This is a genomic window from Pseudoalteromonas sp. Isolate6 (assembly GCF_022398435.1).
Lineage (GTDB): Bacteria > Pseudomonadota > Gammaproteobacteria > Enterobacterales > Alteromonadaceae > Pseudoalteromonas > Pseudoalteromonas galatheae.
Genome location: NZ_JAKEVK010000057.1, coordinates 1 through 24,147, shown reverse-complemented (window position 1 = coordinate 24,147; position 24,147 = coordinate 1). Strand labels below are relative to the sequence as shown.

Below are 24,147 nucleotides of genomic sequence, written 5' to 3'. Positions count from 1 at the left end.
CCTGATACTATTTACTATATGAGCTTTGATTATTTTCACAACTTAAGTTCGTAAATGTTCAGTATTTATCTACTAAATAGAGTTTTTACTCTACTCAAGAGATCAGTAAAGTTTTGCTGCCAAACTGGCAAGTTTTTTATTTTAGAAGAATAAAAGGCACAATGAGACGGGAAGACTGACAATCTGTCTGTTGACGCAGAATAGGATGTATAAATCGGGAAAGTATTTTCAAACAGGCACAAAAAAAGCACCCTAAGGTGCTTCTTTCGACTAGACCAACAAGATTACTTCTTGCTGCTAAGTGCACCGAAACGCTTGTTAAAGCGATCTACTCGGCCACCTGTGTCAAGGATCTTCTGCTTACCAGTGTAGAACGGGTGACATGCAGAACATACGTCTAGGTGAATATCTTTACATAGCGTTGAACGAGTTTCGAACTTGTTACCGCAAGAGCACGATGCAGTGATCGTCTCGTAATTAGGGTGAATACCTTCTTTCATAGCAACCTCTAGTTAAGGCCGTATCGCTCTCCAAACCCGAAGTCTGGCACCATACGTAGTTATACAAAAATGTGGACGCGTATTTTAGTGCCTAACTGAACAATCTACAAGCAATATTTCAGAGTTTTTTATCACCGCCTCTGAGTACGTTTTCAATTCGTACCACCTTAGGTATATACTTCGTCACTGCGCTCACTTTATGGAATTGTAATACATGCTCATTCTTGAAGTAGCTTTAAAGCTGCCACTGCACCGAACATTCGACTATTTGCTAGCACCAACCATGCAAGTTGAAGCAGGAATGAGAGTCACCGTCAATTTCGCCAACCGTCGCTGCACTGCAATTGCGCTTGCAAAAAAAGACGACACTGATGTACCAAAAGAAAAACTCAAGCAAATTATTGAGGTGTTGGACGAGCACCCTGTCTTTAATCAAGCACAACTTAGCTTTTTACACTTTGTCTCCCAGTATTACTGTCATCCAATTGGCGATACCTTATTCACAGCACTACCGGCAGTACTCAGAGATGGTGGAAGCCCAGACAAAACTCAGATCCCTATCGTCAGATTAACGGAAAAAGGGCAGAAACTACCAACACTGCGAGCCAAAAAGCAACAAGCACTGCTTTCTCAATTATATGAAGGTGGTGCAATAAAGTTAAGTGAACTCAAAGCGCTCGGATTTGCTAGCCAAACAATTAAAGCATTGGAAGAAAAAGCGCTTATCTCACAATCTATTGAGCATGATAGTGATTGGTCGCAAAACGAATTACAGCTAGGCGAAAAGCCACGCCTAAACGACCAGCAAGCGACTATTTGTAGCGCCGTTAATGCGCAAGTCGGTTACCGTACCTTTTTAATCGAAGGTGTAACAGGAAGTGGTAAAACCGAAGTCTACTTACAGAGCCTTGAAAACATAATAAAAGCGGGTAAACAAGCACTGATCTTGGTGCCTGAAATTGGGCTCACACCACAAACGGTCAACCGCTTCAAAAAACGCTTTAATAACCTGCCCATTGATTTATGGCATTCAAACCTAACCGATAACGAACGCCTACATACTTGGCGTCGCGCCGAAAAGGGTCTGAGCGCTTTGGTCATCGGTACTCGCTCGGCCATTTTTTTGCCATTTCAAAATCTCGGCATGATCATCGTTGACGAAGAGCACGACAACTCGTTCAAACAGCAAGAAGGCCTGCGCTATCACGCCAGAGATCTCGCTGCATTTCGAGCGCATCAGGCACACTGCCCCTTGCTTTTGGGAACAGCAACACCGGCATTAGAAACATTACACAAAGCCATTACCAACAAATATCAACTCGTCACATTGAGTAAACGAGCGCAGACCCAGCACGATAACCAATTTCACCTTGTAGACATGAAAGGTCAGCCAGAACAAGGCGGGTTTTCACCAATGAGTTTACATTGGATGGAAAAAACACTCGCTCGCGGTAAGCAGGTTATGGTGTTTCTAAATCGTCGGGGGTTTGCACCCACATTGATGTGTCACGAATGCGGATGGCTTAATACCTGTAAACATTGCTCAACCAGCGCCACATACCATAAAAACATGAACCGCTTGGTATGCCATCATTGTGGTGAGCAGGACTTTGTACCGCGACAGTGTCCAGATTGCGGCAGCACCCAAATCATGCCCACAGGGCTTGGTACAGAACAACTCGAAGGCTTTTTAAGCGAACGCTTCGATGATATTCCCGTTACTCGCATTGACCGAGATTCTACGCGCCGTAAGGGCAGCCTTGAAAGCGCCCTTGAAGAAATTAATCAAGGTGGCGCGCGAATTCTGGTCGGCACTCAAATGCTTGCCAAGGGCCACCACTTTGCCGATGTCAGTCTTGTTATTATCTTAGATGTGGACTCAGGACTTTACTCTTGCGACTTTAGAGCAACCGAGCAAATGGCACAGCTCATTACACAAGTTGCTGGACGAGCCGGACGCGCCGGTGAAGCGGGAACCGTGTTATTGCAAACGCATTTTCCAGAACATCCATTATTGCAAGATTTAATCAATAATGGTTATGGCGACTTCGCGCGATATGCCTTACAAGAGCGTGAAGAAGCTATGCTTCCCCCCTTCGCACACTTAGCTATCATCCGCGCCGAGGCAACAAATATAAATACAGTATTGCGCTTTTTGTCGGATTTGGTTCCAGCTACCCCCTATCCTGGTATACAATTGCTGGGTCCAATTCCAGCACCACTTGAACGAATAGCTGGAAAGTTCAGATATCAATTACATATACACGCACAACAACGCACTGTGCTGCGGGACTACCTTTCGCAACTCGCGCGCTATATCGCTACGCATGAGTCTGCCAATCGAGTACGCTGGAGCATAGATGTTGATCCAATGGATAGCTATTAAAATCAAATAACCTATGGCACAGCACGATTACATCAATAAGAAACCTAAAGGCAAGGGGAAAGACAAGGCAGAAAAGTCGGCGAAATTTCCTGTTATTGCTGCTATTTTTGCATTTCTACTGATCGGTGGGTTTGCCTACGGTCTTTGGTTTATAAAAACCAATGCCGATCCTAAAGAAGTAGAGCAAGCCAAAAATCCGCACCCAGTTGCCGAGCAAAAGGTTATTAAACCAAAGCCTCGCCCACCTGAGTTTATTGAAGAAATTAAAAATCATGAAATCAAGGTCGAAGTTAAAGAGATCGAGAGCAAAGGTCCCTATCAAATGCAGTGTGGTTCATTTAGAACCCATAGCCAAGCCGAAGCTATGAAAGCCAAAGTTGCGTTTGCTGGATTAATCGCGGAGATCCGCCGTACCGAAGGGAGTAACGGTGTCTGGTATCGTGTCCGTCTTGGTCCCTACGATACCAAACGTTTAGCCGAGAGCGATAAAAACAAGTTGCAGCGTGTTGGGATATTTGGCTGCGGGATTTGGGGCTGGACTTGATTTTTATAAGTCTACCCATATTTCCTACTAATCTAGAGCTACACGGGCACAGGCCCAAATAAGGATTACTATGACTACCATCGTTAGTGTTCGTCGCGATGACAAAGTGGTTATCGGCGGTGATGGCCAAGTTTCGCTTGGTAACACAGTTATGAAAGGCAACGCACGTAAAGTACGTCGTCTATACAATGGTAAAGTACTGGCAGGTTTTGCTGGCGGTACAGCTGATGCATTTACATTATTTGAACGCTTTGAAGCAAAGCTTGAGATGCACCAAGGCCATCTCACTAAAGCAGCCGTAGAAATGGCAAAAGACTGGCGTACCGACAGAGCATTAAGAAGGCTTGAAGCCCTACTTGCGGTAGCCGATGAAACCGCCTCACTTATCATCACAGGTAACGGCGATGTGGTGCAGCCAGAGCATGACCTTATTGCTATCGGCAGTGGTGGTAACTTCGCACAGGCAGCTGCAACCGCACTACTTGAAAATACCGACTTAAGTGCGAAAGAAATCGTGGAAAAGAGCCTGAAGATCGCTGGCGATATCTGCGTATTTACCAATAATTTCCAAACTATCGAAGAATTGTAATAGGACTCGTCATGACAGCTATGACTCCAAGAGAGATTGTGCACGAGCTTGATCAACACATTATCGGTCAGGACAAAGCCAAAAAAGCCGTCGCGATTGCACTTCGCAACCGTTGGCGTCGTATGCAGCTTGATGAAGAGCTGCGTGCAGAAGTTACACCAAAGAATATTTTGATGATCGGTCCAACGGGTGTGGGTAAAACTGAAATTGCCCGCCGTCTAGCAAAGCTTGCTAACGCACCATTTATCAAAGTAGAAGCGACTAAGTTCACCGAAGTGGGTTATGTTGGTAAAGAAGTCGAAACCATCATCCGTGACCTAGTCGAAGTGTCTTTTAAACTGACCCGTGAACAACAAACCAAAAAGTTCAAGTTCCGCGCTGAAGAAGCCGCCGAAGAGCGCATTTTAGATGCACTTTTGCCACCAGCAAAAGACGCTTGGGGTGAGTCTCAGCCAAATGAAAATTCGTCAACACGTCAAGTATTTCGTAAGAAACTACGTGAAGGTCAGTTAGACGACAAAGAAATTGAGATCGACATCGCAGAAACGGCGCCTCATGTTGAGATCATGTCTCCTCCTGGTATGGAAGAAATGACCAGCCAGCTACAGAGCATGTTCCAAAACATGTCGGGTGACAAGAAAAAGAACCGTAAGCTGAAAATTAAAGAAGCACTTAAGCTATTGATTGAAGAAGAAGCTGCAAAGCTTGTTAATCCAGAAGAGCTTAAAGAGCAAGCTATTGAGTCAGTTGAGCAAAACGGTATCGTGTTTATTGATGAAATCGATAAAATTTGTAAGCGCGGAGAATCTTCTGGCCCAGATGTTAGCCGTGAAGGTGTACAACGCGACTTACTACCACTTATCGAAGGTTCAACCGTTAACACTAAACACGGTATGGTAAAAACCGACCACATTCTATTTATCGCGTCAGGTGCGTTCCAAATGGCCAAGCCGTCGGATTTAATCCCTGAACTGCAAGGTCGTTTACCTATTCGCGTTGAACTAGAAGCACTAACTGCGGGTGATTTCAAACGTATTCTAACTGAGCCAAACGCATCTCTTACAGAGCAGCAACAAGCGCTACTTAAAACAGAAGACGTTACTATCGACTTTACCGATGACGCTATCACCAAACTGGCTGAAGCTGCATATCAGGTCAACGAGAAAACTGAAAACATCGGTGCGCGTCGCCTTCACACTGTGATGGAAAAGCTGATGGAAGAGATTTCATTCGATGCTAGTGAAAAGGCCGGTGATACCTTGACGATTGATGCCGCCTACGTTGAACAGCATTTAGACATGCTTGTTCAGGATGAAGATTTAAGCCGCTTCATTCTCTAAATGAAAATAAAAAGCGGAGCAAAGCTCCGCTTTTTGAGTTATACCAATTATGTATCAAGTCACCAAACTTCATTATCATACGCTCAGTAAAGTGCTCGATGTTTATTTTGAGGACGGCCGCCGCTTTACACTAAGTGCCGAATTCTTGCGAACTCACTCACCATCAGCCGAAGTACAGGGCCATAGTCCAGCGCAAAAGCAACTCGTGTTAAACAAACAGAATGTCGCTATCAAGACAATTGACCCCGTTGGACACTATGCTGCACGCTTTGTTTTTGATGATGGTCACGACTCAGGGCTCTACAGCTGGCAATACTTATATTCCATAGCTACACAGCACGATGCGCTGTGGCAGGAATACGTAAACGCGGTAGAAAAGTATCAAATCCAAAAGGACAGCGTACCTATCAAGTTTGTGCCTTAACCAAACCTCCATAACAATGCATGCTGCTCGTGGTACTGAATAAAGCCATTCTTAAATGCAATGTACTTCTCCATATCTTGGTTACAGGCGTTTACAGCTTCTTGCTTAACCTTAGCGTATTGCCTCGCTATATCTGGAAAAGTAATTAAATAGTCACGAAAGGCAAGATGACGTTTAACTCCATCAGAACCGGCTAAAAATGCATGCAGATGATGAGTTCTAGACACTATGCCTTTACGAAAATAACGACGCCTAGCAATACCAAACTCTCCCATTATCTCATAACCTAAATCACGCAGCTTTTCTGACTCTATGTCTAATTTATCTAAGTCATTTACTTCCAGTAGCATATCAATTATTGGTTTAGCACATAGCCCTGGAACCGCTGTACTGCCTATATGGTGTAAAGCAGCTACATTTGCCTTGGGTAGATGAGCGAGTATCGCCTGTTTCTCTTTGTTGAACTGGTGCGGCCAATCCGAATTGTAACTTACCACTGCTATGTTGGCATTCATTTAAGCGATGCCATTCTTGCGTCTAAATAAAAGCCCCACTATAAATAAGTGGGGCTTTTATATAAAGAACCTCAGATTGAATTGGTGTTTATACCTGATACTTAGCCACGGCTTCGTGTAATACGCGCGCTTGCTCTGCGACTTCTTCACTACTTTGTGCGTTAGAGTGTGCATGCTCAGAAGCGCTCTGTGCAATATCTCTGATTTTTACTACATTCTTGTTCACTTCAGAAGCAACTTGGTTCTGCTCATCAATTGCCGTCGCAATATGTGTACTCATTTCCATAATAGTTTGTACATCTTGGGTGATCATGCTGAGCAATTCCCCTGCTTTTTCAGCTTGCGACACACTTTCATTACCCTGCTCACGGCATTGATCCATGATATTCACTACTTCTCGTGTACGCTGTTGCAGTGTAGAAATGATGCTTTCGATTTCTTGTGTGGAGTCTTGAGTACGCTGCGCAAGTGACCTAACTTCATCCGCTACAACAGCAAAACCGCGACCTTGCTCACCTGCCCGCGCAGCTTCAATAGCAGCGTTTAGCGCAAGTAAATTTGTTTGCTCTGCAATACCACGGATCACATCCAATACCGAGCCTATGGTTTCACCATCCCGCTCTAGCTGAGCAACAACGTTTGAGGCACCACCCAACGATTCCGATAACTGCATGATGTGCTCAATTGTTGCAGTGACCTCACGGCGACCTTGTTGCGCATTTTCATTCGTTGTCTCGGCTTTATGCGCCGCTTCACCCGTATTGTGAGAAATGTCTTGGATCGTCGCTTGCATCTCAGTCGCAGCCGTTGCGACCATATCCGCTTCGTGCAACTGCTCAGCCATACCAGCGCTCGTTTGAGCAGTTGTCTCTGTTAAATGATCCGTGGCTTCATTAATCGTTGCCAACGCCCCATTCACATCCGCAATAAGATCTCTAAAGTCAGAAATCAAGCTATTAAAATCACGGGTCATAATAGTGATTTCGTCATTGCCTCTTTGCTCAATTTGCAGACTTAAATTATTTTCACGGCGAATGCGTTCAATGGTTTGATAAACACGCTCTACAGGTTGAATAATTGAGCGACTGGTCGATAGCACAAGCGTCATCACGATAATACTTGCAACAATAAATACACCAATGGCGAGCATCTGAGTTTGATCTACGTTCTCTTTAATCTCTGCTTTTGCCTGTTCCACTACTTCAGAGACCACCGCATCACTTTTTTCAACACTTACCTTCATCTTGCCTAGCGCACCGCTCGTCAAATCTAAGCCGAGTGTCTCCTGAGCTTTAACTAAACTCGCAAATTTGGATTGATAGGTGTTCAATAAGCTAAGCAACTTAGATTGATATTGAGCGTTAAACCCAGCACTACGAATTTCCTGAGAAAACTGTGCAACTAGCTCGTCAAACCGTTTCAAGTATTTGATATCAAAACGTAGCATAAAGTCTTTTTCAGCTCGACGAAGCTGTAGCATAGTTGAAAGGAGTTGATAGTTCTGCTGCTCTTTTAACAGTGTTTCTACCTCATGTACCGCGCCACGAAGCTCACCGTAAAGCGCATCTTTTGGATGCAAGCCGATTGTTTTTTGTAACTGCACCACTTTTTGAAAGTCATCGTAATAACTTTTTGCTAAACGTTCAAATTCGTTGATCCGACCTAAATCGACATCAAAATCAGAAAAAGTACCTTGCAACAAAGCGAGCTTTGTTTGTAGCTCTCGATACTCGTTTTCAAACTCATCGAGTGAATCTACCTGCTTGTAAAAAAGGAAGTTTTTCTCGTGTTTGCGCATTGCTAATTCATGAATGTCGAGCTCTTCTGCATATTGAATGGTTTCATTCAATTTCAGCATAGTACGAGCTTCGTACATAATCATAATTAACATAACAACCAAGGCAATCCCTACCACTAATGCATTCACTTGCAAACGACGTCTGATAGTCAGATTTTCTAATACCGCCATCGGCTTACCTACAATGTTAATAGACTGGCTAAAGTATAGCTGAAGCCTTCCGCCCTTGCCTCATAATAGGTAATTATTCTGGGTTCATATTACAAAATAATATATTTACGCCGCTTTTACATACAAGTTATTAACACCACACCAAAGTTGACTGTGCAATAAATCAACATTGTGCCATTGACGTCCTAATAACCAGTCCACTAGCAAGCTGGGATCGGATGGAAAATAAAACGATGCTTTCGCGTCCGTTCGCAGCCATTCTTCCAACGCACCAGCATTGAGGTAATTCATTACTTGGGCATGACCAAGCTCGGCTAGCGTCTGTGCATTATTTTGCTGTTCGAATTGACCATCTAATGGCTTAAGTAGCAGTTTCTTACCGAGTTTTAATGCTTCACTAGAAAGCTCAAATCCGGCATTTGCAATTACACCACTGGTATTTCTGAGGTCTTGAATAAACCCAGAGCGACTTGGTTTTCTCAGATGAATATGTTGCAACGAAGCGTTGTCGGCATCTGGGTGATAGCAGTAAAATTCCTTATCGGGGAAATCTTTTAACAATTCAATAATGCTATCCAAAGCTTCAAACGGCAGATAAACCAGGACTTTATTAATTATAGATGCACACTGCTCTTGCTCTGCCTCATAAGGAATAAAAGGCGGAATAATATGCTTATCAAACGGCTGCCAATGCACACCCAGATGAATATCAGCTGGTGCAAAATAACGGATCAAAGCTCTATGCCAAGGCTGTACGGCAAATTGTGGAACTGCATCATATAAATATGACGCTTGATGACTCATAGCTATCACCGGAACCTTTGCCAGCTTTCCAGCCCATGCACTGACAGGTTCAAAATCGTTAAAGATCAGATCATAACCTGATACATCTAACTTTTTTACATCGCGGATAAACTCACCAAACTTGAGCGATTGGAAAGTTTTTAAACGATTTAATTGGCCACGCTCGGTAACAAATGACAACCCTCGGCAACTACGATAATCACCAAAGTCATGCATATCAAAATAATTTTCCGAAGGGCGCCCTGAAAAAAAGTAGTCAACAGAAATTCCCATGTTGCGAAAGCAATTTGCCATTACCCGAGCTCGAGTAGTATGGCCATTTCCCGTTCCTTGAACACCATATAGTATTTTCATACGCTTCCTAATATCACTATCGCTAAACTTGCACAAGCAACACCCATTGCCGCACCAAGCACCACATCAAGTGGATAATGTACCCCTACAATTACGCGTGACAATGACACCCCTGAAGCCCAAACCATCAACGGAAATGCAGCCAGTGGAATTTGCTCCATCAGACAAGTTGCATATAGCCAAGCACCAGCACTATGCCCCGAAGGCAGACTAAATTTATCACTCGGCGTCAACAAGGCTTTCACCGCGTAACAGTCACATGGCCGTAATCGTGCAAAACGATTTTTGAGATAGAAGTAAAGCGGCCTTTCAATTGCAAAGGCCAAAATCACGGTGAGTGCAAATTGCTGACCTAGCTGCTCCAAAAACAGAGCGCACGCAATTGCGACCAACACATAAAGTCCACCGTTGCCACTTTTGGATAGACCTAATGCTATCAATCTAAACCAGTTTCTTGGTTTAGGGCAAAACACTACAAAGTATAATGCAGCGTCCAGCTCGGCTAGTTTTGCTTTCATCATTCGAGTCACGCCTAATTGCTCACAATATCAGCATAGAAGAGCAAAATAACAAATGGGTGACACTTTTAAGACACAAATATGTAAGTTGAATCAAAGCATTGCTAAGCACAAGTATGAGAGTATACTGGTTATCGACAATCAATATTCGAGGATTCAATATGGAATACAGCACTTCTGATCTTTGCGACCACTTTGCTGATGTGGTTGATGTGCTAGAGCCTATGTTCATCAATTTTGGCGGCCAGACGTCATTTAGTGGTCGTATCACTACCGTCAAATGTTTTGAAAACAATGAGCAGATCCAAGATGTACTACAACAAGACGGTACCGGTCGTGTGCTGCTCGTTGATGGTGGTGGTTCAACTCGTCGTGCACTGGTTGATATTGATTTAGCTGAGCTGGCGGTCGAGAACAACTGGCAAGGCATCATCGTTTACGGCGCGGTACGCCATGTTGATGAACTAGAAGAAAGCGATATTGGCATTCAAGCAATCGCTTCTATCCCAGTGGCAGCAGATAGCAGTGGCAGCGGTGAAGTTGGCATTCCCGTTAATTTCGCAGGTGTCTCTTTTTACGAAGATGATTTTGTTTACGCCGACTCCACGGGCATTATCATCTCTGCGGAAGAGTTAATTTTAGAAGATGATAACGAAGACAATTAAGCACTAGAAGTAACAGTCATGAGTACAGCAGTCCGTATATATGATGAAAGCGATATTGCCACTTTTGTTAGCGCCAGAGCCGGTGAAACCAGAATTTGGCAAAGCATAAGCTTTTTACAATGTGATCATGACTACGCAGCTTCGCTTAGAGACGCGGCCCAGTTTGGGATCCGCTATGTCTTGTTGGGGATCCCCGAGGATATAGGTCCGCGCGCCAATTGCGGGCAAGGTGGTGCCGAGCTTGGTTGGCAAGCCTTCTTAAAACGTTTTTTAAACCAGCCCGATAACCAGTTTTTGTCGGGAGATAAGATTTTACTGCTAGGCGAAGTGGATACCCATGCTATTCAAACGCGCGCACTATCGCTCGATAACACCAATAGCGAACAACTAGCGCAGTTACGCACCCTCTGTGCCGACCTAGACAACCAAGTGATTGCAACCCTAGTACCTATCTTTGCTGCAGGCTTAGAGCCAATCATCATCGGTGGCGGTCACAATAATGCTTTTGGTATTTTGCAGGCACATTTTGAGGCCAGTAAACGTGCCGCAGGTGCCATCAACTTTGATCCTCACGCTGACTTTAGAGCTTGTGAGGGAAGACATAGCGGCAATGGATTCAGTTACGCGCATCAAGCTGGTAGCTTGTCTCATTATCATGTCATTGGCTTGCATGAACACAAAAATAACCAGACAATCCTTACTCAATTGCAAAGCGCTGGATTCGGGTTTTCAAGTTATCAAACGATAAAAACCAGACAAACTCAGAGTTTATCTGCATCACTCGACAAAGCGTTGGCAACAATGCCAAGCGACATTCCATTAGGCGTAGAGTTAGACGTTGATGCCATCGTCGGTATGCCTGCAAGTGCCCTGACCTATCAAGGCTTCACAAGTAGCGACGCCGAATATTTTGTTTACCGTATGGCTCAGGCTCGAAATGCTAAATATTTGCACTTATGTGAAGCAGCCCCGGCTAGACACCCACTTGGTGAGCAGGCGGGTATTGAACATTGCGGCCAAATACTAACGAACCTTGCGAACGCTTATTTAAGTACCCGTCAACAGAGGCGCTAAACACTGTCGCAGCCAAAACCTATGTAAAGGTAAGTCGCTCCTAGTTATTGAGGCAGCCTTTGTTTCAGCCAGCTGATCAAAATATTGCTGTTCTGTGGCCGAGAAAAGTAAAACCCTTGCGCTGCCACCGTACCAATGCTTTTTACAAACTCGAGTTGCCCGAGAGATTCAATACCTTCGCCAATCACGCGACAGTGCTTTTCTTGATGCATCTCTACAATGCCTTTTACCAAGGATTTGGTATGCCCCATATACTCAGGTTCTTGCGTCATATTGCGCGACAGTTTCACGTACTCAAAACGCAGTGCGGGTAATTTAGCTAGCACCAGCGGCGCATCACCAAAACTATCGACGCACATTTTTACACCCAAATTCTTCAAACGACTGATCATCGCAATTTCTTGCTCATCTAGTTCTGCAAGCATACAAGCTGGACATTCGATAATGATAGCGCCAGGGCTTAACTGATGGTTGAGCATGGTGTAGTCAATAAACTCGATAAAGCTTTCGCTCAAGAGCTCAGCACCAAAAACATTAATGCTGATGGGAACGCTGATCCCTTCCATTTTCAGTGCCAATGCGATTTCGCAAGCACGCTCTAGTACATATTCAGCAACGGGAATGGCAAGTCCAACTAAACGAATATCATCAATAAACTCATTGGCACTTAAAATCCCTTGCTTTGGATGCTGCCAGCGCAACAGTAATTCCACAAACTCAATGCTGTTATCTTCATGACGAACGACAGGATGGAAATAGAGCTCAAATTCAGATCTAAAGTTGATTTTAGCTAACTCCGACAACCTCACCTGTTGCTCCAAGCGATGAATTTGCATACGTTGTTGGTAGGGAACAACTTGTTGCTGACCATACTGTTGTGCTTCTGATTGTGTATCCAGCGCTAAAAATACACAAGAAATCAGATTCTCAAGCTGCCCCATCTCTTCATCGCAATTCACGTAACTCGCACGCATCATGATCTCTAACGTGCAGCTACCAACATTGAATGGCTTTAAAGTGCTGTTTGATATTTCCTCTATCAGCTGCTCATGAAAGTGCTTACCATGCTTTAGCGAACATACAAACGCAAAGTTAAGACCACCTAGATGCGCCATTTTCGCAGTTTCATTGCCATGAGTGATGGCCATAACATCACCTGATTGCAAACATTGCGCAATACGATTAGCCGACTGAGCCAACAGCAAGTCACCAAACTCACGCCCTAAATGAAAATTCACCTGCTCGAAGCCCATGAGACGAACAAGCACGAGCATACAAGGGCTCCCTTCCGTTTGGCGATATTCATTAAAAGCACGTTTAAAGCTTTGCCGTCCAGGTAACCCCAAACTTTCATGCTCGGTGTGAGAATCATCGTGTTCTTTCAATTCAAATTCACTTGCGCTGCTATACGCTTGATAGGCAAGAAAAAGAACATACATAAATAGGATAACAATTGCACCATGTTGTGCAGGAAGCGCCCACAGATATTCAGATACAGTCCACATTACCAAAGTGATTATTGCCGCCGCACTTATTAATAACAAACCACTTTTATGCTCCTGCAGACCATGGAACAAATACAGAAGTAGCGTCAAAGTAAGTAAATGTAATGTAGTGATATTGCCCGTAAAGGCGAGCAGTATTGCAAGTGTTGCACTGCTAAAGTGGGCCAACTTGAGCATACCAGAGGGGCGCTGTAGCATTAATGCTAACACCCCCATTAAAATGGCTCCGGTCATACCTGCCATCATCGGTGTAATTAGTATCGCAATTCCTTCAGACAGCAATAATTCCGTGGCTCCGCCACTAGCTGTTGAAAATGAAAGCATAATTTGTTGCTTATAAAAGGATCATTACTGATTAAGTTTACCCAAGATCCACAAATTTGACAGGTCCGCTACACCAAATTGATAACTTAACTGTGCAGGATGGGCAATGTCCCATAACGCTAAGTCCGCCCGCGTTCCAACTTTCAATACTCCACGGTCGCTCAACCCCAAGGCTTTCGCAGCATTAACTGTAACACCGCTAAGCGCTTCTTCCGGTGTCATTCGAAATAATGTACATGCCATATTCAGCATTAATCGCAGTGAGCACAAAGGCGCAGTACCTGGATTGAAATCGCTAGCAAGTGCCATTGCTACTTTGTGCTTTCTGAGCAAGTCAATTGGTGGCAATTGCGTTTCTCGTAGGAAATAAAAGGCGCCGGGTAAAAGTACCGCAGTAACATCCCCTTTCGCCATTGCTTCCACACCAGCTTCATCGAGATATTCTATATGATCCGCTGAAAGCCCTTTAAACTTTGCCACCAGCTCGCTGCCATGTTGATTAGATAGCTGCTCAGCATGACATTTAATCTGTAACCCCAACTGTTGTGCTCGAGTAAATACTTGCTCGGTTTGCTGATAGGTAAATCCGACGTTCTCACAAAATACATCAACAGCCGTTGCTAATTGGCGCAAAGCAACTTGTGGCAGCATCTCATCACAGACTAAATCAATGTAGGCTTGGCTATTGTCTTTGTATTCTGGGGGTAATGCATGCGCGCCCAAGAACGTGCTATGCACATCAATCGGGTGATGCTCATTAAGGAGTTGATTAATTTCTAGCAGTTTTAGCTCATTTTCAACATCAAGGCCGTAACCCGATTTACTTTCAACCGTGGTAACCCCTTCTTTGAGTAAACTATTCAAGCGGTTCTTACCGTTAACATACAGCGTTTCTCTGTCTGCTAATCGTGTCGCCTTAACGGTACTTGCGATACCACCACCTTGCGCGGCAATCTGTTGATATGACGCCCCCAGTAATCGTTGCTCAAATTCGTTGGCCCGAGAACCTGCAAATAAAATATGCGTGTGACAGTCGATTAACCCTGGGGTCAACCATTGGCCATTGGCTTTATGAATAGGGGTTGCAATGGCGTCAACCTCAGGTAGTTCACTACGAGGGCCTAACCAATTAATTTTGCCATCTTTAATGGCAATCGCTGCGTTTTCTATCGCACCATAAGGAGTATCCAAATTGGGATCCATAGTTGCAATATTGACATCGATAATAAGCAAATCGGCTTCTAACATCATACTTGTCCTAATCTAAATCAAATCCATATGCCAACACATTAAAAGAAACTCGCTCACTGCGAGGTTTATTCATTGAGTCTATCAGGGATACTTGTATATACAAGAGAAGTGTGCCATCTTTATTTACATAAATATGAACTCGAGACAACAACTGTGCCTGAGCTCCCTAAATTTGCGCTGATAAAACAACATATTATCGATAATATTCGCGCCGCGCGCTGGCTTGAGAACGAGCGCGTTCCGTCGGAGAATGAGTTAGCTGACCAGTTTAATGTTAGCCGAATGACCGCAAGACGAGCATTGAGCGAGCTAACCGAAGCCGGAATTTTAACTCGTAGCCAAGGTCTAGGTACTTTTGTTGCCAGTTTTAAATCTCAGTCTTCGTTGCTTGAGATCCGCAACATTGCCGACGAGGTCAACGCACGCAATGGCAAATACTCTTGCACCGTACTAACGCTTGAGCTTATTGCGGCAGTAGCGCCTATCGCCATTGCACTGGGTGTAGAAGCGGACGCACCAGTCTATAGAAGCGTAATTGTACATAATGAAAATGAACAACCACTGCAAGTCGAAGAACGCTTCGTCAATCCGCAGTTGGCACCAGAGTATTTAGACCAAAACTTTGAACTGACTACCCCTCATGAATATTTATCTCAAGTCGCACCACTCACAGAGGCTAGACACACCGTTGAAGCAGTGATGCCATCACCAGAGGTTTGCCAGTGGCTTGGGCTTTATAATGAAGAACCATGCTTACAAATGATCCGCCGAACTTGGTCTGCAAAAGGCATTGTTAGTTTCGCGAGATTAATTTCGCCAGGCAGTAAATATCGCTTAGGTGGTCATCTCACCTTTAAGCAAAGGTCGTAACACATAAAGTGTCGCCAAACATCGCGACAGGTAAATCAAAACGACATGGCGGCCTAGATTGCCATGTAATACAAATAGACTAACAACCTAGCGAAACTAAGCAATCGCAACAACTAGTAGACGTTTCACTTAGGTTGTATATACAACAGGAGAGAGCAGAATGAGTGATAACCCAAGATTAGACCCTAACCGCGAGATCCGCGCGCCACGAGGTGCAGACATTACCGCAAAGAACTGGCTGACTGAAGCGGCAAAGCGAATGTTGATGAATAACCTTGACCCTGAAGTTGCTGAGCACCCAAATGCACTAGTAGTTTATGGCGGTATTGGCCGCGCCGCTCGCGACTGGGCATGCTTCGATAAAATCGTCGAAACGTTAGACCGCTTAGAAGAAGACGAAACCTTACTGGTGCAATCAGGTAAACCTGTTGGCGTATTCAAAACTCATAGCAACGCTCCTCGCGTCTTAATTGCTAACTCAAATTTAGTACCACATTGGGCTAACTGGGATCACTTCAACGAACTCGATAAAAAAGGCCTGATGATGTACGGCCAGATGACCGCTGGTTCATGGATCTATATTGGCTCACAAGGCATAGTACAAGGCACATACGAGACCTTTGTAGCTATGGCAAAGCAACACTTTAATGGTGAGGCAAAAGGCAAGTGGATCTTAACGGGTGGCCTTGGCGGCATGGGCGGCGCACAACCACTCGCAGCAACTATGGCAGGCTTTAGCGCCCTCGTTGTTGAGTGTGATGAGTCACGAATCGATTTTCGTCTTAACACACGCTATGTCGACCGAAAGGCAACCACACTTGATGATGCGTTAGCTATCATTGATGAAGCGAAGGCTGCAGGACAACCTGTATCGGTTGGCCTGCTGGGCAATGCAGCGGATGTTTATGCTGAATTGGTTGAGCGCAATATCACGCCTGACGTAGTGACCGACCAAACTTCTGCACACGACCCATTAAACGGCTACTTACCGCAAACGTGGACTATGGCTCAAGCAGCCGCGCTTCGCGAAAGCGATCCACAAGCGGTTGTAAAAGCCGCAAAACAATCTATGGCGGTGCAAGTACAAGCCATGCTAACGCTGCAATCGCGCGGGGCTGCAACAACTGACTACGGGAATAACATTCGCCAAATGGCCTTAGAAGAAGGGGTTGATAACGCCTTTGATTTCCCGGGTTTTGTTCCTGCCTATATTCGTCCACTATTTTGCCAAGGTATAGGTCCATTCCGTTGGGTTGCACTGTCTGGCGATCCTGAAGATATTTATAAAACAGATGCGAAAGTTAAAGAGCTTATCCCAGACGACCCACACCTTCACAATTGGTTAGACATGGCGCGCGAGCGCATTCAATTCCAAGGCCTGCCAGCTCGTATTTGCTGGGTTGGACTGAAGGACAGAGCCCGTTTAGCAAGAGCATTCAACGAAATGGTCAAAAATGGAGAGCTCAAAGCACCGATTGTGATTGGTCGGGATCACTTAGATTCAGGCTCTGTAGCCAGTCCAAACCGTGAAACGGAATCAATGATGGATGGCTCAGATGCAGTATCGGACTGGCCGTTACTTAATGCCTTGTTAAATACGGCTGGCGGTGCAACTTGGGTCTCGCTGCATCACGGCGGTGGCGTCGGTATGGGCTTCAGTCAACATTCGGGGGTCGTTATTGTCGCAGATGGTACAGACGAAGCAGATGCTCGCTTATCTCGCGTACTATGGAATGACCCAGGTACCGGTGTAATGCGTCATGCCGATGCCGGCTATGACATAGCCAAAGACTGTGCGAAAGAACAAAAACTAGATTTACCTATGCTGGAAGGAAAGTAAGTATGTACTCACTGAATTTAATCCCAGGCCAACTGACTCTAAGCACGTTACGACAAGTCAATCAACAGCCTGTTCATCTCAGCTTAGACGAGTCAGCGAAAACCGCTATTGCTAACAGTGCAGACACCGTTCAGCAAGTTATCCAAGAAGGACGCACCGTTTACGGCATTAATACGGGTTTTGGCTTACTGGCCAACACCAAAATTGCAAAAGACGAATTAGAGTTGCTCCAACGCTCTATTGTACTGTCGCACGCAGCCGGTATTGGCGAGTTAATGGACGATAACACCGTTCGACTAATGATGGTGCTAAAAATCAACTCGCTATCTCGTGGTTTCTCTGGGATCCGCTTGGATGTAATTGAGTTCTTAGCGGCCTTGGTTAATGCAGAAGTCTATCCTTGTGTGCCCAAGAAGGGCTCCGTTGGAGCATCTGGCGATCTCGCCCCACTATCGCACATGTGTTTACCAATCCTTGGCGAAGGCCAGGTTCGCTATCGTGGCGAGCTTATCGATGCCATCGATGGGCTAAAAATAGCTGGACTTGAACCACTTACTTTAGCTGCAAAAGAAGGCCTCGCACTACTTAACGGTACACAAGCATCTACTGCTTTTGCACTGCAAGGCCTATTCAGAGCTGAAGATCTTTATGCGCAAAGCTGTGTCGTAGGTTCGATGAGCATTGAAGCGGCTATGGGCAGCCGTTCGCCATTTGATGCGCGTATTCACGAAGTCCGTGGTCAGCAAGGTCAAATCGACACCGCAATGGCGTTTAGAGATATCTTACAGACTCGCTCAGAAATAAGTGATGCTCATGTTGATTGTGAAAAAGTACAAGATCCTTATTGCTTGCGTTGTCAACCACAGGTGCTTGGCGCCTGTTTAACCCAGATCCGCCAAGCCGCTGAGGTGATCCTCGTAGAATCCAATGGGGTAACAGATAACCCGCTGGTATTTGCTGATGCTGGGGATATTATTTCTGGCGGCAACTTCCATGCTGAGCCTATCGCGATGGCGGCTGATAACCTAGCGCTTGCCATTGCTGAAATTGGTGCATTGGCTGAACGTCGTATCGCGCTGCTTATTGATTCGAGCTTATCAAAACTGCCTCCCTTCTTGGTTAACAATGGCGGTGTAAACTCGGGCTTTATGATTGCGCAAGTCACCGCTGCAGCACTGGCCTCTGAAAACAAAACACTCGCACATCCAGGCAGTGTTGACAGCCTCCCAACCTCGGCAAACCAAGAAGACCATGTTTCTATGGCAACCTTTGCGGCAAGGCGCTTACAGGAAATGGCTGACAACACCCAAGGTGTACTCGCTGTTGAATATCTTGCTGCAGCGCAAGGGTTAGATTTTAGAGCGCCACTTAAGCCGTCCGATAAAGTGGCTACAGCTCAGCAAATATTACGTGCAGTTGTGAGCTTTTATGACAAAGATAGGTATTTTGCACCGGATATTGAAAGTGCTAATGCGTTACTGGGTCAAGCTGCACTGGCGCACTTGCTACCAGCACAACTCTTACCTTCAGCCTAACTCAGATTCATTAACAATGGGATGATGGTAGGCAAAGCCGAGTTCGGTAATACGCTCGGCTTTAATAATACGCGATTCCTCTTTTGACGAAGCGAAACTTGGCATCTCATTCCCTAACTTTTCACAGTGATATTGATAAAACGCCTGTCTCGTGGGGTGTGCTGGATAGCAAACATTATAAATGTCTGCAGCATCCTGCCACTGCGCGATCACGGTATTGATTGCAGTAACAACATCGCCCCGGTGAACCATATTCACTCTACCATTCGCTGAGCTAGACAAAGTCTTTCCTACTACAAATCGCCCAGGCTCCCTATCCGGACCTTGAAGACCTGCTAAGCGTACAACCTTGCCGCCTGCGTTAAGCACCATCTCTTCAGCAGTTCTAAGTATATCAACACGCCTGTTGGCTTTATCCGCTAACTTACCTTGTTCATCATACTCACCATTTTCGGTGCTATAAACCCCAGTGGTCGAACACAATAAGAAGCCTGCTGCTGACATCTTCTTTGCAAGTAACAATACCTGCTCTAGCGTTTCTAAATAGTTACTATCAACATGCCTAGCTCTTGGTGGGATCGCACATACCCAATACGCGTCGTGTAAAGAAATAGAGTGCGCTAAAGTCCCATTTTCAGTTAAGACCAGCTGCCTTGACCAGCTATGCATCTTGTTTGCTTGGGTTCTGGTGCCTTCGACTTGCCACCCTCGAAACTCGGCTTCGCGACACAACGCTGCACCGAGCCAACCCGCGCCCAGTACGACTAAACTATGATTTAATACTTTCATATGGATATTGCCTTAACCAGGAAGTTACCTTGTATTATCTATGTAAAAGAAGTTAACGCAAACGGTGGCGTTCTCTTTTTATCTATGGTTTGATTACCGCTTGCATAAGCTAAAAATAAGAACTGTCATGCTTGAGAATTTATCCCTTAGAAAGAAAATATTGCTGCTAATTGGCGGCACCATTTCCGTATTATTAATTATCGCATCAAGCTTTTTCGTCAGCCATATTGCAACGCTCTCTCGAGATGGTATTGAGCGAGAAACGCAAAGCTATATTCAAGCCGAAAAATTAGCGATGGAAGCATTTTTTGGCCAATACGGCAAAGTAGTTGAAACCTTTGTTTCTACGCCTCACAACATTCATTGGTTTGAAAATTACAATACTCGTGGCGCCGATCTGACTAAAGATAAAGACTATCAAGAGGTCAATGAAGACTTAGTTAGAATCGCCAAGGGTGATGACAATATTCTCTCAGCCTTTATTGCCTCAGCAAACACCGGTGAATATTTTAAAGAAAATGATCGTACCTCAGCATATTCAGATGGCAGACCTTACTATGCTTATAAACGCCCATGGTGGCAAGATACGCTTGATGTAGGTAAATTGTATGTCGGTCCAATTGCAACCGATATCAATACCGGTGCGGTGTCTGCAGTGATCCGTCAACCTATCTACAATAACAGCAGTAAACTCGTCGCTATGGGTGGCGTCGACTTACAGATCAATAAATTGAACGATATGGTTGAACGTATCAAATTTCAAGATAAAGGTTTTGGCTTTTTGCTCGATGGTGATTTAAATGTTGTGCATTTATCCAAGCGTACTGGTCATTCACTCTCTACCACTGATGAAGGCGAGAAAGGCAAAGAAGGTTTAGATGGCCTTGAATCTCAGTTTGCCAATACATCAGGCTTTGACGATCTGAATGCCGCTATCAAACGTAACCCCGTTGGCAATAGTACGGTCACGTTCAAAGGGGAAGCGTATTATGTTGTTTATGACAATGTAAAATTAGACAACCCCCTATTAAATTGGCACGTTGGCCTACTCATTCCGGTGTCGCTGATCGAAGCGCCGGTGAATGACGCCGTAATGAGCACAATCACAGCCTTGATTATTATCTTAGCCATTATCGTGGCAATGATCTTACTCGCCACGCAAATGATCACTAAGCCGATTGTAGCGCTTACCGAAACCATGCGAGACATCGCATCAGGTGAAGGCGACCTGACTAAACGTATCGATATCACCAGTAAAGATGAAGTTGGTCAACTCGCGCTGCATATGAATACCTTCATCGATAAACTTAGAGCAATGATGCTCGATACCGCAGCACAAGCTGAGCAATTAAGTAATGCTTCCGCCCAATTGCGTGAAGTATCAAACAATACTAACTGTGAGATTCAGCGCGAAAAGGAACAGGTAGATAGCGTAAGCGCGGCAGTGACCGAGATGGCAGCTACAGTGACTGAAATCTCACGTAATGCACAAGAGACCAACCAAGCCGCTGATGTCGTGCAACGTATTACCAATGAAGGTGCGGGACGTTCATCACAAGCTCAAGAAGTCATGACTGAACTTGCACTTCATATTGGTGAGGCTGCAAAAGTGGTTGCCGGACTTGAACAAGAAACCAGTAACATAGGTGCCGTTATCGATGTGATTAACGGTATTGCTGAACAAACGAACTTACTGGCACTCAATGCTGCCATAGAAGCCGCCAGAGCGGGCGAGCAAGGTCGAGGCTTTGCGGTGGTTGCTGATGAAGTCAGATCGCTTGCAAGCCGCACGCAAGAGTCTACCGATGACATCCGCAATATGATCTCTCGTTTACAGCAAATTGCCCAACAAGCTTCAGTGATGATGCAGCAAGGTCAAGACCGTGCAGAGGGGACCGTGGAGGAAACTCAGGCCGTGCTGGATGCCTTGAAAGAAATCACAGAGTCGGTCACAACAGTACAAGACCAGAGTCATCAAATTGCGACATCAACAGAGCAGCAAACCGTTGTTGCAGAAGATATTAACAATAGTCTTAACCAAATAAATGAACTCGTTAATAGCACTGCCAACCACGCCAATGTACTGGCAGATGAAGCCCGCGACTTGAACGACTTAGCCAAGGCACTGAACTCAACGGTCAACCAATTTAAGCTTTAATCAAACACTAAAACACGTCGCAATCGCGGCGTGTTTTGATCTGAGGCAAATCTAACCCAGACGGTAAAAAGTACACTGATACTCTAATAAAACTCGAGAGTGCGTATCGTGATTAATTTACCTATTTGGAATGATTCCCTTATCAACAAGTACAATATATCTGGTCCTAGATATACCTCATATCCAACGGCCCTGTCGCTTGAGTCTGGTTACAGCCAAAACGAATTACAAGCTGCTATTACAGGCTCTAAATCTCGCTCACTCTCGCTGTATATTCATATCCCTTTTTGTCATCAACTATGCTACTACTGTGGCTGTAATAAAATCATTACTCGTCATCAATCCAAAGCTGACGTTTACCTCGATTACTTAGCACAAGAAATCGCAGCAAAAGCACCGCTATTTTCTGAGTATTGTGTTGAACAACTTCATTTAGGCGGTGGGACACCAACTTTCTTAACTACAGAGCAAATGACACGTCTAATCGAAATGCTGAATAGTGCATTTAACTTCTCTCAAAGTGCACAACGTGGTATTGAAATAGACCCAAGATCACTTGCGCCAAATATGATGCGCCATCTATATGAGCTTGGATTTAATCGTGTGTCTTTTGGCGTACAAGATTTTAATGATGAAGTGCAAGCCGCGGTAAACCGCCCACAGCATCTAGACGAAGTGCTGGCCATCTTAACTGAAGCGAGAACGCTCGGTTTTAAATCTATTAATATGGATATGATCTATGGGCTACCATTCCAAACGGTAGAGAGCTACAAGCAAACGATTGAGCAACTTATCGCGCTTTCTCCCGATAGAGTCTCTGTATTTAACTATGCCCATCTTCCGGATAGATTTGCAGCACAGCGAAAGCTAAAAGAAGCCGATATGCCAAGTGCGGGAGAAAAACTTGAGATCTTTAAGCAAACACTGGAACAGATGACCTCCGCTGGGTATCAATTCATCGGCATGGATCACTTCGCCAAAAAAGACGATGAACTGGCTATGGCGCAAAATGAAGGGCATCTACACCGTAATTTTCAGGGCTATACCACTCATGGCGAGTGCGACCTATTGGGCCTTGGTGTGTCATCCATTTCCCAAATAGGTCATATGATCTTACAAAATGAAAAAGAGTTAAAACTTTATTATCAGGCTTTAAGTGATAAAAGATGTGCGATCACTAAAGGGATAACCTTAAATGGTGATGATGAAATACGCGCGGCTGTGATCAAACAGCTTATTTGTCACTTTGAATTAGATAAAAAGGTGTTCGAGCAACGCTATGATATAAATTTTGACGAGTATTTTGCTCAGGCACTTAACGCACTAGAGCCGCTAGCTGCTGATGGACTGGTAGAACTGAATGAACACACCATAAAAGTCACCAGTAGCGGTAATTTATTTATTCGCATTATTTGTATGTGTTTTGATGCCTACCTACAAAACCAAGTAAAAAACACCCGCTTCTCTCGCGTTATTTAACCACTTTACCCTCTCAAAGTTACAACAAACTTAGCCATTCGATATATCGAATGGCTAAGTTTTTGGATAACAGAGCTGTCGAATAGCGCTTCGCTTATCCTAATCGATGGATACACCACCTCCGACCATACTGCTCAGTGCTGATGTAGTGGGAGCAAGTTTACCTCGCGATGTGTTGATTGCTTGTGATATGTTCTTTTCAAATCCCACATAGCAAACGTTGCTGCAACGGGTTTGACGTACATGGATGTACTAATGTCGATATTAGATCCATGGATGAATGCTGTTAATCGACCTTTAATAAGGCCCTAGCTCGCTACGAAATAGGATGTTTTATTCTTTTTGCTTGAGAAGCCCAACAGCTCGGCGGGTAAACCACCTCCGACCACGCTGCTCAGTGCTGATGTGGCGGTAGGAGCGAGTTCACCTCGCGAGGTTTTATATCTCAAATCTCTATGCCCCAAACAGCAAAAAACCCGTCGCATTGCTGCAACGGGTTTCTCTAATAAGGCCCTGACGATGTTCTACTTTCACATGGGAAGCCCACACTATCATCGACGCTGTTTTGTTTCACTTCTGAGTTCGGCATGGGGTCAGGTGGTTCCAAAACGCTATGGTCATCAGGAAATCTGGGTGCAAATGTCTAATGACATCGTGCCTCGCACGAGCATTCCATTTGCGCAAGGTGAACCGATTTCGCGATACCGCTGAGGT

The 24,147-nt window shown here is 44.8% G+C and carries 20 protein-coding genes and 1 rRNA gene; 12 read left to right on the top strand and 9 right to left on the bottom strand.

Annotation, left to right across the window (positions count from 1 at the left end; all coding sequences use genetic code 11):
• Positions 1 to 284: 284 nt before the first annotated feature.
• Positions 285 to 500, bottom strand: coding sequence for a 50S ribosomal protein L31 (rpmE, locus tag L1D50_RS10375; RefSeq protein ID WP_010607053.1), 216 nt, complete (start codon positions 498 to 500; stop codon positions 285 to 287).
• Positions 501 to 714: 214 nt separating this feature from the next.
• On the opposite strand from rpmE, the gene priA reads away from it, so the two are divergent.
• From priA to L1D50_RS10350, 5 genes are all read left to right on the top strand, one after another.
• Positions 715 to 2,886, top strand: coding sequence for a primosomal protein N' (priA, locus tag L1D50_RS10370; protein ID WP_239966001.1), 2,172 nt, complete (start codon positions 715 to 717; stop codon positions 2,884 to 2,886).
• Positions 2,887 to 2,899: 13 nt separating this feature from the next.
• On the top strand, positions 2,900 to 3,430 hold the full coding sequence (locus L1D50_RS10365) for an SPOR domain-containing protein (RefSeq protein ID WP_138522710.1): 531 nt from the start codon (positions 2,900 to 2,902) through the stop codon (positions 3,428 to 3,430).
• Positions 3,431 to 3,500: 70 nt separating this feature from the next.
• A complete protein-coding gene (gene hslV, locus L1D50_RS10360) occupies positions 3,501 to 4,019 on the top strand; it encodes an ATP-dependent protease subunit HslV (RefSeq protein WP_010368932.1) in 519 nt (172 codons plus the stop codon).
• An 11-nt stretch (positions 4,020 to 4,030) separates the two neighbouring features.
• The gene (gene hslU, locus L1D50_RS10355; protein WP_010607051.1) at positions 4,031 to 5,359 is read left to right on the top strand and encodes an HslU--HslV peptidase ATPase subunit; all 1,329 of its coding nucleotides are present in this window, start codon (positions 4,031 to 4,033) and stop codon (positions 5,357 to 5,359) included.
• Between the two features lie 49 nt (positions 5,360 to 5,408).
• On the top strand, positions 5,409 to 5,783 hold the full coding sequence (locus tag L1D50_RS10350; protein WP_138522708.1) for a DUF971 domain-containing protein: 375 nt from the start codon (positions 5,409 to 5,411) through the stop codon (positions 5,781 to 5,783).
• Here the strand turns inward: L1D50_RS10350 and L1D50_RS10345 are convergent.
• The 4 genes from L1D50_RS10345 to L1D50_RS10330 form a co-directional block, all read right to left on the bottom strand.
• Complete coding sequence (locus L1D50_RS10345) at positions 5,780 to 6,298, bottom strand: GrpB family protein (RefSeq protein WP_138522706.1); 519 nt, start codon at positions 6,296 to 6,298, stop codon at positions 5,780 to 5,782. The two genes, L1D50_RS10350 and L1D50_RS10345, sit on opposite strands and share 4 nt — an antisense overlap.
• An 88-nt stretch (positions 6,299 to 6,386) precedes the next feature.
• The gene (locus L1D50_RS10340) at positions 6,387 to 8,267 is read right to left on the bottom strand and encodes a methyl-accepting chemotaxis protein (protein ID WP_128728893.1); all 1,881 of its coding nucleotides are present in this window, start codon (positions 8,265 to 8,267) and stop codon (positions 6,387 to 6,389) included.
• A gap of 105 nt (positions 8,268 to 8,372) precedes the next feature.
• A complete protein-coding gene (locus tag L1D50_RS10335; protein WP_239966000.1) occupies positions 8,373 to 9,425 on the bottom strand; it encodes an MJ1255/VC2487 family glycosyltransferase in 1,053 nt (350 codons plus the stop codon).
• Positions 9,422 to 9,946 (bottom strand): phosphatase PAP2 family protein, encoded by a 525-nt coding sequence (locus L1D50_RS10330; RefSeq protein ID WP_128728895.1) that lies wholly within the window; start codon positions 9,944 to 9,946, stop codon positions 9,422 to 9,424. The genes L1D50_RS10335 and L1D50_RS10330 overlap by 4 nt, the downstream gene beginning before the upstream one ends.
• Before the next feature lie 158 nt (positions 9,947 to 10,104).
• Between L1D50_RS10330 and rraA the strand changes: the two genes are divergently transcribed.
• Both rraA and L1D50_RS10320 read left to right on the top strand, forming a co-directional pair.
• On the top strand, positions 10,105 to 10,608 hold the full coding sequence (rraA, locus tag L1D50_RS10325) for a ribonuclease E activity regulator RraA (RefSeq protein WP_010607046.1): 504 nt from the start codon (positions 10,105 to 10,107) through the stop codon (positions 10,606 to 10,608).
• An 18-nt stretch (positions 10,609 to 10,626) separates the two neighbouring features.
• Positions 10,627 to 11,682, top strand: a complete 1,056-nt coding sequence (locus L1D50_RS10320) for an arginase family protein (protein ID WP_128728896.1) — start codon at positions 10,627 to 10,629, stop codon at positions 11,680 to 11,682.
• A 44-nt stretch (positions 11,683 to 11,726) separates the two neighbouring features.
• Here L1D50_RS10320 and L1D50_RS10315 read toward each other — a convergent pair whose 3' ends face one another.
• Both L1D50_RS10315 and hutI read right to left on the bottom strand, forming a co-directional pair.
• A complete protein-coding gene (locus L1D50_RS10315) occupies positions 11,727 to 13,511 on the bottom strand; it encodes a GGDEF domain-containing phosphodiesterase (RefSeq protein WP_239965999.1) in 1,785 nt (594 codons plus the stop codon).
• 24 nt (positions 13,512 to 13,535) lie between these two features.
• A complete protein-coding gene (gene hutI / locus L1D50_RS10310) occupies positions 13,536 to 14,759 on the bottom strand; it encodes an imidazolonepropionase (RefSeq protein WP_239966002.1) in 1,224 nt (407 codons plus the stop codon).
• A gap of 111 nt (positions 14,760 to 14,870) precedes the next feature.
• Between hutI and hutC the strand changes: the two genes are divergently transcribed.
• From hutC to hutH, 3 genes are all read left to right on the top strand, one after another.
• Positions 14,871 to 15,632, top strand: coding sequence for a histidine utilization repressor (gene hutC, locus L1D50_RS10305; RefSeq protein ID WP_128728927.1), 762 nt, complete (start codon positions 14,871 to 14,873; stop codon positions 15,630 to 15,632).
• A gap of 160 nt (positions 15,633 to 15,792) precedes the next feature.
• Positions 15,793 to 17,472, top strand: a complete 1,680-nt coding sequence (gene hutU, locus L1D50_RS10300) for a urocanate hydratase (protein ID WP_128728898.1) — start codon at positions 15,793 to 15,795, stop codon at positions 17,470 to 17,472.
• 2 nt (positions 17,473 to 17,474) lie between these two features.
• Positions 17,475 to 19,007 (top strand): histidine ammonia-lyase, encoded by a 1,533-nt coding sequence (hutH, locus tag L1D50_RS10295; RefSeq protein ID WP_138522702.1) that lies wholly within the window; start codon positions 17,475 to 17,477, stop codon positions 19,005 to 19,007.
• Here hutH and L1D50_RS10290 read toward each other — a convergent pair.
• Positions 18,999 to 19,796 carry an NADP-binding protein gene (locus tag L1D50_RS10290; RefSeq protein WP_138522700.1) on the bottom strand — a complete coding sequence of 266 codons (798 nt, stop codon included), beginning with the start codon at positions 19,794 to 19,796 and terminating at the stop codon, positions 18,999 to 19,001. The genes hutH and L1D50_RS10290 overlap by 9 nt on opposite strands.
• A gap of 127 nt (positions 19,797 to 19,923) precedes the next feature.
• Between L1D50_RS10290 and L1D50_RS10285 the strand changes: the two genes are divergently transcribed.
• Together L1D50_RS10285 and hemN are read left to right on the top strand one after the other, a co-directional pair.
• The gene (locus L1D50_RS10285) at positions 19,924 to 21,954 is read left to right on the top strand and encodes a methyl-accepting chemotaxis protein (protein WP_239965998.1); all 2,031 of its coding nucleotides are present in this window, start codon (positions 19,924 to 19,926) and stop codon (positions 21,952 to 21,954) included.
• A gap of 108 nt (positions 21,955 to 22,062) precedes the next feature.
• Complete coding sequence (hemN, locus tag L1D50_RS10280; RefSeq protein ID WP_128728902.1) at positions 22,063 to 23,433, top strand: oxygen-independent coproporphyrinogen III oxidase; 1,371 nt, start codon at positions 22,063 to 22,065, stop codon at positions 23,431 to 23,433.
• Positions 23,434 to 23,944: 511 nt separating this feature from the next.
• Here hemN and rrf read toward each other — a convergent pair.
• Positions 23,945 to 24,058, bottom strand: a 5S ribosomal RNA gene (rrf, locus tag L1D50_RS10275).
• Positions 24,059 to 24,147 lie beyond the last annotated feature (89 nt).

Excerpts from the sequence above, each read along its gene's own strand:
- hslV (WP_010368932.1), top strand. The coding sequence starts at position 3,501 with ATGACTACCATCGTTAGTGTTCGTCGCGATGACAAAGTGGTTATCGGC.
- L1D50_RS10330 (WP_128728895.1), bottom strand. The coding sequence starts at position 9,946 with ATGATGAAAGCAAAACTAGCCGAGCTGGACGCTGCATTATACTTTGTA.
- priA (WP_239966001.1), top strand. The coding sequence starts at position 715 with ATGCTCATTCTTGAAGTAGCTTTAAAGCTGCCACTGCACCGAACATTC.
- hutI (WP_239966002.1), bottom strand. The coding sequence starts at position 14,759 with ATGTTAGAAGCCGATTTGCTTATTATCGATGTCAATATTGCAACTATG.
- L1D50_RS10320 (WP_128728896.1), top strand. The coding sequence starts at position 10,627 with ATGAGTACAGCAGTCCGTATATATGATGAAAGCGATATTGCCACTTTT.
- L1D50_RS10340 (WP_128728893.1), bottom strand. The coding sequence starts at position 8,267 with ATGGCGGTATTAGAAAATCTGACTATCAGACGTCGTTTGCAAGTGAAT.
- hslU (WP_010607051.1), top strand. The coding sequence starts at position 4,031 with ATGACAGCTATGACTCCAAGAGAGATTGTGCACGAGCTTGATCAACAC.
- rpmE (WP_010607053.1), bottom strand. The coding sequence starts at position 500 with ATGAAAGAAGGTATTCACCCTAATTACGAGACGATCACTGCATCGTGC.
- L1D50_RS10350 (WP_138522708.1), top strand. The coding sequence starts at position 5,409 with ATGTATCAAGTCACCAAACTTCATTATCATACGCTCAGTAAAGTGCTC.
- L1D50_RS10345 (WP_138522706.1), bottom strand. The coding sequence starts at position 6,298 with ATGAATGCCAACATAGCAGTGGTAAGTTACAATTCGGATTGGCCGCAC.
- L1D50_RS10285 (WP_239965998.1), top strand. The coding sequence starts at position 19,924 with ATGCTTGAGAATTTATCCCTTAGAAAGAAAATATTGCTGCTAATTGGC.
- L1D50_RS10290 (WP_138522700.1), bottom strand. The coding sequence starts at position 19,796 with ATGAAAGTATTAAATCATAGTTTAGTCGTACTGGGCGCGGGTTGGCTC.
- hutH (WP_138522702.1), top strand. The coding sequence starts at position 17,475 with ATGTACTCACTGAATTTAATCCCAGGCCAACTGACTCTAAGCACGTTA.
- L1D50_RS10315 (WP_239965999.1), bottom strand. The coding sequence starts at position 13,511 with ATGCTTTCATTTTCAACAGCTAGTGGCGGAGCCACGGAATTATTGCTG.
- rraA (WP_010607046.1), top strand. The coding sequence starts at position 10,105 with ATGGAATACAGCACTTCTGATCTTTGCGACCACTTTGCTGATGTGGTT.
- L1D50_RS10365 (WP_138522710.1), top strand. The coding sequence starts at position 2,900 with ATGGCACAGCACGATTACATCAATAAGAAACCTAAAGGCAAGGGGAAA.
- hutU (WP_128728898.1), top strand. The coding sequence starts at position 15,793 with ATGAGTGATAACCCAAGATTAGACCCTAACCGCGAGATCCGCGCGCCA.
- L1D50_RS10335 (WP_239966000.1), bottom strand. The coding sequence starts at position 9,425 with ATGAAAATACTATATGGTGTTCAAGGAACGGGAAATGGCCATACTACT.